We start from the raw sequence: 11267 nt of genomic DNA on the forward strand, positions 1-11267 counted from the left end.
GCCTGCTGCCACGACCAAATTATGTGGGAGCGGTCATCCCTCCCCATCAGTCATATCAGGCGCGAGCGCCCATCCACCCCAAGCGCCCATATGGCTCGACCCGTCCGGTTGTCCCCCCGGACGGGTCTTTTCTTTTTGGGCGTCTGTTTCTTTGAAGCGTCGCGTTCGTTCAGCTTGCGGTTGAAGGGCCGCACGTGCGTCGGCCATCGCCGCTCGGTTCAAGCCGGACAAGTCCGCCATGCTTGTGCGAAGCTTGACTCGAAAACCCAGGAATTCTCCGCACGACTACGGTATTTCGTGACCGACGCTGTGTCGTTGCTGGACAAGTCAAAGCTTTTCCACAAAATATTCATGTCGCTTCTAAATTGATTCGTGTGCGTTGCGTCGCGTCCGTATTTTTCTCCCGACGGGCTGTTTCATGACACATCGCCAAGAATCTGCTCGTGCCGTGGCCCCTGGCCGCGACGTTGCGGCGCGCTGGTGCGCACTCGCCGAGCAGCGGCTGGAACACCTCTCCGAAATGTTCGAGACCGGACGCTGGCGCCGTTACCACTCCGAGATCGCATTCCTCGAAAACATCCAGGAAGCCAAACGCGCCGTCCAGACCTGGCGGGCGCTCGCCACCGGTGGCGACGTGGCTGCGGCGGCAGCGAGCGTCTCGCCCGCCTTCGGCTGGTCGCCGGCGACCATGCCCCGCGTGTTCCCGCGCGAGACGCAGACCATGCAGCCCAAGGCCGTCCAGAAGGCCGTTAAGATCGCGCCTGAGACCGCCGTGCCGGTCAAGCTCGCGCCGAAGCTGGACGTTCTCCCCGAAGTCACCGAAGCCCCGCTCGTACCGCGGGCTCCGGCCACACCGCGCGTGGCGGCTGCCAAGTTCGCATCATTCACCGCGCCGACCGAGGTGCCGCCGCTCAAGGCGCCTGCTGCGAGGGCTCCGCTCTCCGTACCGGCCGTGATGTCACCGGCCGCCGCGCCCGCCGCTCTGGCGCCGTTCATCGCGCCCGCCGTGAAGCCGCCGGTCGCTGCGCCCGCGGCTGTGCCGCCGCGTGCCGCCCCTGCCGTGAAGGCGCCGCTGGCCCAGCCCGCTGCAATGGCCGCGCTCCTGCCGCAGTTCGCCCCGCCCGTCACCGAGATCGTCGCAGCCCCCGAGCGCGTCGTCGAATTCACCCTCAGCCTCGACGGCCTGCAAGCAAAGTACCCGCTGCTGCGGAACGCGTTCTAGGGTTTGGAAGCGGGGTGAGGGGCGGCCCTACCGCCGCACGGCATTCCCGCCGATCACCACCTGCGCAAAGCGCTGCGCGCCGTCGGCCGACAGGTCCGACGTCACCGCACGCGCATGGTCGAGCCCGACCACGGCGCCGCGCGGGGTCTCCGAGATCATGTTGTTGTTGACGAGCGCGGTACCGGCGCCGGGCACCACGGACACGCCAACGCCAGCGAGTGCCTTGCGGATCACATTGCCGGTGATTGCGACGTCGCGCAGATATTTGCCCCAGCCGGCGACGATGCCGTAGGAGGGCGCATTCTCGATCACGTTGCCGGTCACCGATGTGTCCGCCTCGATGTAGATACCGACACCGGCGTCATCATCCGGCGCGGTGCCGATCGGCCGCTTCGGAATCAGATTGCGGATGATGTTGCCCTGGACCACCGCGATGCGGCCGCCTTCGTTGAAATTGCAGACGGAGACCCCGACGGCGGCGCCGTCCACCGTGTTGTTGGCGATCACGGCGGCCTCGAACGCGAATTCGGAATAGAGCGCGACCTCGCGCACATCGCTGACGCTGTTGCCTGAGATGTGGATGTTGGAGGCCGAATTGCCGCGCACCGCCGAGTAGTCGCAGTTCTTGATGCGGTTGCCGCGCACGGTCACGTTGCCGGCGCGGAAGGCGTTGATGGCGTTGCCGTACTGGCCGGAGCCGCCGGGGCCGGCCTTGACGTCCTCGATGCGGTTATCATTGACCAGCGTGCCGTCGTCGCCGATCGCGGTGCGCAGGATCTCGATGCCGTTGTCGTTGGTGCCGAGGATGGTGTTGCGCGAGATGCTGAGCCCCCTGGCGTCGAACGAGACCACCGCCGTCACCGCGATGTTGGTGAGGATGTTGCCGGCGATGTCGCCGGACACCTGCTCGAGCCAGATGCCGCTGCCGCCGGAGTTCTCGATCTCGCAATCGGTGATGCGGACGTCGCGTCCGCCGAGGACATGGATCAGTCCGCGCCGCGTCGGCAGCGGAATGCCGCCGCCGTCGAAGGTGATGCCGGTGAGGCCGATGGCATCCGAGCCGTCGCTCTGGATCGCCGAGGCCCCGCCGGTGAAGATGAGCTTGGTCGCGCCGCGCACGCCGATCAGTTGCGCACCGTTCGGCAGCCGCAGCAATCCGGTGCGATACACGCCCGGCGGCAGCGCCACCGGCATCTGCGTGTGCGCGGTTTCGTCGATGGCGCGCTGGAGCGCACGCGTCTGGTCCTCGCTGCTGCCGGGCCGCACACCATATTGCGTGGCATCGCGGCCGAGCAGCGACGTCAGCGGCGCCGCGCGCGCGGCGTCGGCCGGCATGGCGAGTGCGCCCGCGATACCAGCGGTGGAAGCTCCGATGAGATGGCGGCGATTGAGGTCCATGACGCGTCCTCCGGCGGACGCGGCGGTCCGCGCGGGACTAGGTAGCGCAAGGCGGCCGGGCTCGCGGGGATTGTTCGCGGTAGGGTTAAATGTTTACGCAAAGCGAGGTGCCGTAGGGTGGGCAAAGCGAAGCGTGCCCACGAACCTGACTGGAGATAGGAACGAGATGGTGGGCACGGCGCAAGTGCGCCTTTGCCACCCTATGAAACCTGAGTGTTTCGCCCTTTCCGGGCCAGACCCACCATCTCCATCAACATCGCTTCCCCCGCATCCACCAGTTCCTCCAGCGTGATCCGCGGCGCGCCCTTGCGCCGCACGGCACCGCTGCGCGCCAGCAGTGGAATGTGGATGAACGCCGCCAGCTGCGGCGCGCCGGCCCTGACGTTCTCGATCGCGCGCCAGCTCAGATAGTTGCAGAGATAGGCGCCGGCATCGCGCGAGGCGCGCGCGTCGATGCCGGTGAGGCGCGCGGCGCGCAGCAGCCGCGCCGTGTGCGGGCCGAACGTCATCGCGTCCGCGTGGCCGGCGATGCCGCGCTTGCTCGAGCGGGTGTTGGCGGCATCGGGCCAGAGCATGGTGACGGCGTTGCGCGCGCGGGTCTCGATGCGCAGGTAAGGCGTGCGCGCGGCGAGGCCGAACATCAAGAGCGCATCCGGCTTCTCTTTCGCGAGCGCCTCGGGCAATTGCCGATCCACCGCGGCATAGGTGACCGGGAAGATGTGGCTCGACAGCGCGACATCGTCGAGCGCCGGACGGCGCAATTGCGCGAGCCGCGCCACCAGCGGCTGCGTCGGATTATGGGGGGCGCCGGGGAAGGGGCCGAAACCGGTGAGGAGAATGCGGAGCTTGTCGGACAATGGATGTGGTCCTCTCGATCCTGTCGGGGGCGCTGGCATCCAGTAAACACCGGGGCCGGCCGTCTTCCAAGCTCGCGGGTCGTCAGATCTCTGATGGGGGATCGTGCCGGTGGCGCTCGCGGTAGGTCCGCGTCTTTTCCCGGTTGCCGCACAAGGTGGATTGGCACCAGCGCCGCGTGCCGGGCTTCGAGCGATCGAAAAACACACGTTGGCACTCGTCGGCAGCGCACATCTTCAGCCGCTCGAGCGTGCCGGCCGAGGCCGCGTCGTACAATTCGGCGACGATCGCCGACAGGCTCGCTTGCACATCGCTTGTCACCGGCCTGAGCGCAAAACCATCCTTGCCGATGGCCGCGACACGCAATGCAAACGGCTCGATCGCGGCGTTGAGGGGGGCGGTGACGGTTGGTTTGCGATGGCGCTCTGCCGGCTCGCATTTGAGGTAATTGCGGATCGCGGCGCGGAGCCGCAAGGCTGCCTCGAAGGTCTTCTGCGATGGCGCGGCGGCACGTTCGATCAGCCCATGCTGGCGCATCCACTCGCCGAGCGCGGGAGGATTTTGCAGCTCGTCCACCTGCTGATGCTGGACGCCGTGATGGGTGAAGTGCCGCAGATCCAGCGTGTTGGCGAAATCGTAGAGATTCGCCAGCGCATCCGGCACATGGAACTTGCGCGATTCCCTGGACATGGGACACCATTTAATCTTGTTTACCGGTTGAAACAAGTAGCCAGTATAGATCGTTTACTGGTGTGCAAGACGGAGAACGGAGTTTCATCATGTTGCACGTCAACCATCCCCCGATCTCGACCGAGGAAGTCTCCTACCGGAAATATATCGAGGTGCTGGATACCCAGATGGCCTACGTCGATGTCGGCGTGGGCGATCCCATCGTGTTCCTGCACGGTGTTCCGACGCCGTCCTATCTCTGGCGGAACATCATTCCCTATCTATTGCCCTATGGCCGCTGCCTTGCGCCCGATCTCGTCGGCATGGGCAATTCGGGTGCGGCGCCGAACGGTTCCTATCGCTTCGTCGACCACCAGCGCTATCTCGACGCCTGGTTCGATGCGCTGGGCCTGACCGAGAACATCATCCTCGTTGTGCATGACTGGGGCGCCGCGCTCGGCTTTCACTGGGCCCATCGCCACCCCGAGAGGATCAAGGCGATCGTCTACATGGAAGGCATCGTCCGGCCGTTCCGCTCCTGGGACGAATGGCCCGACGCGACGCGCGCCTTCTTCCAGGGCCAACGGAGTCCGCAAGGCGAAGACCTGATCCTGCAGAAGAACCTGTTCATCGAATATCTCCTGCCGCTGCGCCATATCGCACCGGACGCGCTGGAGGTCTATCGCCGCTATTACCGCAATCCCGGTCCGAGCCGCCAGCCGATGCTGACCTGGACGCGCGAATTGCCGATTGAGGGCGAGCCTGCCGATGTTGTCGCGATCGTCGAGGCCTATGCGGATTGGATGTCGAAAAACCGGATCCCGAAACTGTTCATCGATGCCGAGCCGGCGGGGTTCCTGATCGGCGCACAGCGCGAGTTCTGCAGGGCCTGGCCCAATCAAGAGACCGTCCTGGTGAAGGGGGCGCACTTCCTGCAGGAAGAGGCACCTCAGGAGGTCGGCGAGGCGACCGCGCGCTTTGTCTCGAAGGTGCTGGCCGGGCAGATCAGCTAGAGCGTTTTCGAGCGAAGTGGATACCGGTTCGCGTCAAGAAAACGCGTCAAAACAAGAAGCTGGAGCCCCGTTCCGATTCCATCGGAACGGGACTCCAGGCAATCGCGAGACTGCATTGGATCGCGAACTCGGACTTCGCTTCACCTCTTCCCGCTGGGGAGAGGTGAAGCGGCCTCAATGCAGGAGCTTCATGATCTCCTCGGCGGCAAGTGCCGGCGTGAGGTGGCCGTCGGCCACTTCAGTCTCGATCTTTCGCACCTTCGTGCGCACCGATGCCTCGCTGCGCAGCCGTGCCAGCATGCGCTGCTCCAGCATCGACCACATCCACTTCACCTGCTGCTCGCGCCGCCGGCCGGCGAAATCGCCGGATGCGTTCATCGCCTTGCGGTGATCCAGAACTTTTTGCCAGAGCTCGGCGATGCCGGTGCCGGCCATCGCCGAATAGGTGATGACGGGCGGATGCCAATGCTCGGAGCGGGGGCTGAGAATATGCAGCGCGCCGCGATAGTCGGCGGCGGTGATGTTGGCGCGCTTGAGATTGTCGCCGTCTGCCTTGTTGATCGCGATCATGTCGGCGAGCTCGACCAGGCCCTTCTTGATGCCCTGCAATTCGTCGCCGCCGCCCGGCAGCATCAAGGCGAGAAAGAAGTCGGTCATGTCGCAGACTGCGGTCTCGGACTGGCCGATGCCGACGGTCTCGACCAGCACGACGTCGAAGCCGGCCGCCTCGCATAACAGCATCGCCTCGCGCGTTTTTGCGGCGACGCCGCCGAGCGTGCCCGAGGAAGGCGAGGGGCGGATGAAGGCATCGTTGGAGGCCGACAGCCGCGCCATCCGCGTCTTGTCACCGAGGATCGAGCCGCCGCTGCGCGCCGAGGACGGATCGACCGCGAGCACGGCGACCTTGTTGTCCTGATCGATCAGATAGGTCCCGAGCGCATCGATGGTGGTGGACTTGCCGACGCCGGGCGAGCCGGTGATGCCGACGCGAAACGCCTTGCCGGTGTCGGGCAGCAGCATCTGCACCAGCTCGCGCGCGAGCGTCTGGTGGTCGCCGCGCCGGCTTTCCACCAGCGTGATCGCCCGCGCTAGCGCCGCACGGCTGCCGGCGCGCAAGTCGCGGGCGAGGGATTTGATGTCAAGCGCGGGCTTCTTCTCAGTCATGCCCTGCTTTACAACGGCCCGGCGGGGCAGGCGAGGGCCGCCCGCCCGATATCACCGGGTCGTTGCCACCGCCGTCTGCGCCGGTTTCACCTTGCGCCAGACCCACACCATCACCGGCCAGAGCAGTGCGCCGATCGCCATGGCGGCGAGGATGGCGGCGACGGGACGCTCGAAGAACGGCAGGATGCTGCCGTCGGACTTGATCAGCGAGGTCACGAAAGCCTGCTCGACCATGGTGCCCATGACGATGCCGAGCACCATGGCGGCGACGGGATAGCCGTTGGCTTCCATGACGTAGCCGATCACGCCGAAGGCGGCGACGGTGACGACGCCGAACATGTTGTTGCCGATCGCGAACGAGCCGACCGCGCAGCACAGCATGATGATCGGCATCACGGTGGAGCGCGGCGCCAGCAGGATGTAGGCGGCGACCCGGATCATGGCGATGCCGAGCGGGATCATCAGAATGTTCGCGATGATGAACATCAGATAGATCGCATACATGCTCGACGCCTTCTCGGTGAACAGCGTCGGACCGGGATTGAGGCCCTTCATGTAGAGCACGCCGATTGCGATCGCGGCGATGGTGTCGCCGGGGATGCCGAACAGCAGTGAGGGCACCCAGCCCGAGGCGATGCTGGCATTGTTGCTGGCGCCGGCCTCGACCAGGCCCTCGACATGGCCGGTGCCGAACTTTTCCTTCTCCTTGGAGAAGCGTTTCGACATCGCGTAGGAGACCCAGGCGGCCATGTCGGCGCCGGCGCCGGGCAGCACGCCGATGATGATGCCGACGATGTTTCCACGCGTCATCTGCCAATGGTATTTCTTCGTCAGCAGCCATTGGCCGGCCATGATGCTTCCGAACTTGCGCCGGGGCAGCGGCGGCGGTTCCGGCGTCAGCATCGCGCGCATCACCTGCGCCACCGCGAACACACCGACCAGCGCCGGGATTGGCTCGATGCCGCCGAACAGATCCGTAATGCCAAATGTGAAGCGCGGCACGCCGCCGGGATTCTCGATGCCGATGCAGGAGACCAGCAAGCCGAGGAACATGCCGGCGATCGCCTTCACCGGCGAGGAGCGCGCCACCAGCGTCGCACACATCAGGCCGAGCAGCGCCAGCCAGAAATATTCGAAGGTCGAGAACGACAGCGCGATCTCGGCGAGCGGCGGCGCCAAGATCATCAGCGACAGCACGCCGGCAATGCCGCCGACGGCGGAGAACCAGACGCCGGCGCCGAGTGCGAGCTCGGCCTGGCCCTTGCGCGTCATGGCATAGGCCTCGTCCGCATAGGCCGCGGAGGCGGGCGTGCCGGGAATCCGCAGCAGCGCGCCGGGAATGTCGCCGGAGAAGATCGCCATCGAGGACGCCGCCACGATGGTCGCAATCGCCGCGATCGGCGACAGGTAGAAGGTCACGGGAACGAGCAGGGCGGTCGCCATCGTCGCCGACAGGCCCGGTAGCGAGCCGATCACGAGGCCGTACACGGAGGCCGCGAACATCGCGATGATGACCTCCCAGGTGGAGATCAGCGCGAGGGCTTCGAGCAGGGTTTTCAGCATGGGATTACCAGGGCGTCGGCAGGAGGCCGGCGGGCAGCGGCACGCGCAGCAGCTTGCCGAAGATGAGGTGGATGGCGAAGGGCGACAGCGCGGCGAGCGGCAGCGCCAGCCTCCACTTTGCGCCAAGCGCGGTCGAGGTGACGTAGACCATGATCGCCGCGGTGATGATGAAGCCGAGCCGGTCGGCGGCGAAGACGTAGAACAGCAGCAGCGCCGGCGGCAGCAGTGCGCGCAAGCCGTAGAGCTTGCCCTGCGGCGGTGGGGCAGCGACCGCCTGGCCATCCTCGAGCGGGACCAGCTCTTCCTCTTCCTCGAAGGAATGGCCGATGCCGAACACGATCGCGAGCCCGCACAGCGCAAGGCCCGTGCCGATCACCAGCGGAAACACGTTGGGGCCGACCGGCTGCCCCGGCACCGGCGGCAGGATGTAGCCGCCATAGGCGGCGGCCGCGCCGAGCACGACGAGAAACGATCCCGTGACGGAGTCGGGAAGACGCATGGGAGGAGTCCTATGAGAAGTGCTCTCCCTCGCCCCGCTTGCGGAGAGGGTCGGGGTGAGGGGGGCTCTCCGCGAGGGAGGTGAGAGTTGGATTCGCGGAGAGTCCCCCTCACCCGGAATTCAAGCTGTGCTTGAATTCCGACCTCTCCCCGCAAGCGGGGCGAGGTGAACTGAGCGTGCGGACCGGACACTTCAACCAACCATCGTCTCGCGTGGGAGCTGCAGAAGATCACGCCTTACTCAAACCGGCGGCCTTCATCGCTTCGCCCATCTGGGCGTCGCCCTTGTCCATGAAGCCGGCGAAGTGGGCAGCATCGCCCCACACCGTGCCGAAGCCGCGATTGCCCATGAAGTCCTTGAACTCGGCGGAGTCGTAGACCTTCTTCAGCGCCGCGGTGAGCCTGGTCGCGATCTCCGGCGGCAGGTTCTTCGGCGCGCCGATGCCGCGCCAGGCACCGGTCGCGTAGTCGATGCCCATCGCCTCCTTCAGTGTCGGCACGTCCTTGAAGATCGGGTTGCGCGCCGGCGCCATGATGGCAAGGCTCCTGGCCTTGCCGGCTTCGATGATGGCGCGCGCTTCCGGCACCGAGCAGGTGGTGAGGTCGAGGCCGCCGGCGGCGAGATCCTGCATCGCGGGCGCCGCGCCGTTCGACGGCACCCAGGCGACCTGGTTGGCCGGCAGGCCCATCGCCTGCATCCAGCCGACCAGCGCGAGGTGCCAGATGCCGCCCTGGCCGGTGCCGGAGGCCTTGAACTTGCCGGGAGGCGCCGCCTTGATTGCCTCCGCGAGCTCTTTCACCGTCTTGTAAGGCGAGGAGGAGGAGACCTGGATGCCCGGCGGATCCTCGTTCATCAGCGCAAGCGGCGTGTAGCTCCGTGGGGTCAGCTCGGTCAGGCCCTGCCAGTGCATCATCGAGATTTCGACCGTCAGCATGCCGATGGTGTAGCCATCGGGTTGGGCCGTCGCGATCGCGCTGTGGCCGACCACGCCGGAGCCGCCGGTGCGGTTGACCACGTTGAAGGGCTGGCCGAGATCCTTTTCCAGCAGGGCTGCGACAATGCGCGCAGTGGCGTCGGTGCCGCCACCGGCGCCCCAGGGCACGATCACGGTGACCGGCCGAGCCGGATAGGCCTGTGCGCGTGCGGGCGTGAGGCCGAATGCGGCGGATGCGGCAAACGCAGCGGAAGAAGCCGCAAAAGTGCGGCGCGAAATCCTGGACATCAATACCTCCCAGCGGCGCCCGTGACACCCGGGCGCTCTTGTCGATGGCGGCATTCTAGTCAGCTTTGCGAGTCGGCTGCAAGGTAGCGCTACCAGCCAGCCCGATGTGTTGTGCGAAACCCGCAAATGCTCACCGCTTGAGCAGTCGGAAATCGGGTGGGTTTTGGTCGCGCGGATCGCGATCAATGGGCGCATCACCGAAACCAGGGACAACTCCCGATGACCCAAGCCTATTACAGCGCCGTGCTGGACCATCCGCTGAACACTGTCTGGTCGCTGATCCGCGACTTCAACAATTACCCCGCCTATATCGACGGCGTGAGTGAGAGCGTGATCGAGGACGGCAAACCAGGCGACGAAGTCGGCGCCGTCAGGCGCTTCTGCTATCTCGGCAACTGGATCCGTCAGCGACTGGTCGATCATTCGGACCGGCAGCACACCTTGACGTATGCCGGTCTCGAAGCATTGCCGTATCCGCAGGACGGCTCAAGCGAGATGCCGTCGCCGACGCGCTATCAGGGCACCATGCATCTGCGTCCGATCGTCGAAGGCAACCGCACGCTCATCGAGTGGTCGGTCGCGCTCGACACCGAGCCGGCCGACGCCGATCGCTGGAAGGCGTTGTTCGGCTCATGGATCCCGGATTGGACAGATTCGCTGGCACGGACGCTGGCGCGCGCACGGTCCGGCTAGCGGTGCTCACTGTCCGCTGTCTTCATCGCCCTTCGGCCGCGCGCCGCCGAAGATGCGCGTGCCCTCTGCCGTGAGGTAAGGCTTCAGCATCTCCCACGGCACGAATGCGACATATTCGCCTTCGGCGTAGGGGCCGACCGCGTAGGGCGGATAATGGAAGGTGAGCCCGGAGCTCTTGCCTGCCTCGGTTGACGGAGCGAACGTCACGGCGCCGATCTTGAGCAGGCTCGGCTCGACGCTCTTGAACCATTCGTCGGTCGCGGTCTCGCTGGTATCGCGCTTCTTCTTCTCGACCTTCAGCGAGGCGACGATGGCTTTCACCATCGCCTTCATGGTCGGCCCCTTGTCAGCGGTCTCCGTGAAGAACGGACGGATCGAGATGCGCTTGCCTTCGGTCTTGTCCCACAGGATCGTGTTCACGTCCGAATTGGGATGGGCGCCATGGGTGTCCATGTAGTCGTTGCGGAGAACGCTGACATAGCGGTCGGCGACGACGGAGCGGATCGTAAATTTGCGCTCGAAGTCCCAGCCGCCGTTCTTGAAGAACTGCGGGTCCTCCTTGCGCGAGGCTGCAGCCTCGGCCGCGTTCTTGTCGAGCCACTTCTTGCCTTCGGCGAGGCAGTCCTCCGCAAGCGCTGCGTCGCCCTTGATCTTGTCGTCGAGGAAGATCCGGGCGTCGATGCTCTTGTTCTTGACGGTCGCGTCGGGCTTGGGGTCGGCGGCGAGGGAGGGGGAGGCCAGCGCGATCGCAGCGATGGTCGAAAGCATGGCGATGGTGCGGGGGAGCAGCCCCACGCGCGCACGATGATCTGTCACTTCAAAATCCATGAATGTCTGTTTTTCTGGCCGGCCGGCACCGATGCGCTCGAGCGTAGTGATCGCAAGATGAACCGGCGCACAACGCGGTGCGCGAACACCGGGTTGTGAAGATCAGTCGCGCCAGCACGCCTGCTGGTTTGATGTCTGGAG

General features: G+C 65.7%; 11 protein-coding genes. 3 read left to right on the plus strand and 8 right to left on the minus strand.

Annotated elements, in window-relative coordinates; translation table 11 throughout:
• Nucleotides 1-448: 448 nt before the first annotated feature.
• A complete protein-coding gene (locus RAD16_RS09200; RefSeq protein WP_458157795.1) occupies nt 449-1222 on the plus strand; it encodes a TIGR03809 family protein in 774 nt (257 codons plus the stop codon).
• A gap of 27 nt (nt 1223-1249) precedes the next feature.
• Here the strand turns inward: RAD16_RS09200 and RAD16_RS09205 are convergent, their stop codons facing one another.
• The 3 genes from RAD16_RS09205 to RAD16_RS09215 form a co-directional block, all read right to left on the minus strand.
• Nucleotides 1250-2620 carry a TIGR03808 family TAT-translocated repetitive protein gene (locus RAD16_RS09205; protein WP_458157559.1) on the minus strand — a complete coding sequence of 457 codons (1371 nt, stop codon included), beginning with the start codon at nt 2618-2620 and terminating at the stop codon, nt 1250-1252.
• A 200-nt stretch (nt 2621-2820) separates the two neighbouring features.
• Entirely contained in the window at nt 2821-3477 is a 657-nt protein-coding gene (locus RAD16_RS09210; RefSeq protein ID WP_458157560.1) for a pyroglutamyl-peptidase I family protein, read from the minus strand.
• Between the two features lie 82 nt (nt 3478-3559).
• A complete protein-coding gene (locus tag RAD16_RS09215; protein WP_458157561.1) occupies nt 3560-4165 on the minus strand; it encodes a CGNR zinc finger domain-containing protein in 606 nt (201 codons plus the stop codon).
• Between the two features lie 89 nt (nt 4166-4254).
• On the opposite strand from RAD16_RS09215, the gene RAD16_RS09220 reads away from it, so the two are divergent.
• Nucleotides 4255-5157: a haloalkane dehalogenase gene (locus RAD16_RS09220; RefSeq protein ID WP_458157562.1), complete on the plus strand. Its 903-nt coding sequence runs from the start codon at nt 4255-4257 to the stop codon at nt 5155-5157.
• A 174-nt stretch (nt 5158-5331) separates the two neighbouring features.
• Here RAD16_RS09220 and meaB read toward each other — a convergent pair whose 3' ends face one another.
• From meaB to RAD16_RS09240, 4 genes are all read right to left on the minus strand, one after another.
• Nucleotides 5332-6321, minus strand: a complete 990-nt coding sequence (gene meaB, locus RAD16_RS09225; protein WP_458157563.1) for a methylmalonyl Co-A mutase-associated GTPase MeaB — start codon at nt 6319-6321, stop codon at nt 5332-5334.
• Nucleotides 6322-6372: 51 nt separating this feature from the next.
• Nucleotides 6373-7884: a tripartite tricarboxylate transporter permease gene (locus RAD16_RS09230; protein ID WP_458157564.1), complete on the minus strand. Its 1512-nt coding sequence runs from the start codon at nt 7882-7884 to the stop codon at nt 6373-6375.
• Between the two features lie 4 nt (nt 7885-7888).
• Complete coding sequence (locus RAD16_RS09235) at nt 7889-8383, minus strand: tripartite tricarboxylate transporter TctB family protein (protein ID WP_458157565.1); 495 nt, start codon at nt 8381-8383, stop codon at nt 7889-7891.
• A gap of 229 nt (nt 8384-8612) precedes the next feature.
• Nucleotides 8613-9605 carry a tripartite tricarboxylate transporter substrate binding protein gene (locus RAD16_RS09240; protein ID WP_458157566.1) on the minus strand — a complete coding sequence of 331 codons (993 nt, stop codon included), beginning with the start codon at nt 9603-9605 and terminating at the stop codon, nt 8613-8615.
• 219 nt (nt 9606-9824) lie between these two features.
• Between RAD16_RS09240 and RAD16_RS09245 the strand changes: the two genes are divergently transcribed.
• Nucleotides 9825-10298 carry an SRPBCC family protein gene (locus RAD16_RS09245; RefSeq protein ID WP_458157567.1) on the plus strand — a complete coding sequence of 158 codons (474 nt, stop codon included), beginning with the start codon at nt 9825-9827 and terminating at the stop codon, nt 10296-10298.
• Between the two features lie 6 nt (nt 10299-10304).
• Here the strand turns inward: RAD16_RS09245 and RAD16_RS09250 are convergent, their stop codons facing one another.
• On the minus strand, nt 10305-11066 hold the full coding sequence (locus RAD16_RS09250) for an RsiV family protein (RefSeq protein WP_458157796.1): 762 nt from the start codon (nt 11064-11066) through the stop codon (nt 10305-10307).
• Between the last annotated feature and the right edge of the window lie 201 nt (nt 11067-11267).

This window comes from Bradyrhizobium sp. 18BD (assembly GCF_054185225.1).

Excerpts from the sequence above, each read along its gene's own strand:
- RAD16_RS09205 (WP_458157559.1), bottom strand. The coding sequence starts at position 2,620 with ATGGACCTCAATCGCCGCCATCTCATCGGAGCTTCCACCGCTGGTATC.
- RAD16_RS09215 (WP_458157561.1), bottom strand. The coding sequence starts at position 4,165 with ATGTCCAGGGAATCGCGCAAGTTCCATGTGCCGGATGCGCTGGCGAAT.
- RAD16_RS09220 (WP_458157562.1), top strand. The coding sequence starts at position 4,255 with ATGTTGCACGTCAACCATCCCCCGATCTCGACCGAGGAAGTCTCCTAC.
- meaB (WP_458157563.1), bottom strand. The coding sequence starts at position 6,321 with ATGACTGAGAAGAAGCCCGCGCTTGACATCAAATCCCTCGCCCGCGAC.
- RAD16_RS09230 (WP_458157564.1), bottom strand. The coding sequence starts at position 7,884 with ATGCTGAAAACCCTGCTCGAAGCCCTCGCGCTGATCTCCACCTGGGAG.
- RAD16_RS09235 (WP_458157565.1), bottom strand. The coding sequence starts at position 8,383 with ATGCGTCTTCCCGACTCCGTCACGGGATCGTTTCTCGTCGTGCTCGGC.
- RAD16_RS09240 (WP_458157566.1), bottom strand. The coding sequence starts at position 9,605 with ATGTCCAGGATTTCGCGCCGCACTTTTGCGGCTTCTTCCGCTGCGTTT.
- RAD16_RS09245 (WP_458157567.1), top strand. The coding sequence starts at position 9,825 with ATGACCCAAGCCTATTACAGCGCCGTGCTGGACCATCCGCTGAACACT.
- RAD16_RS09250 (WP_458157796.1), bottom strand. The coding sequence starts at position 11,066 with ATGCTTTCGACCATCGCTGCGATCGCGCTGGCCTCCCCCTCCCTCGCC.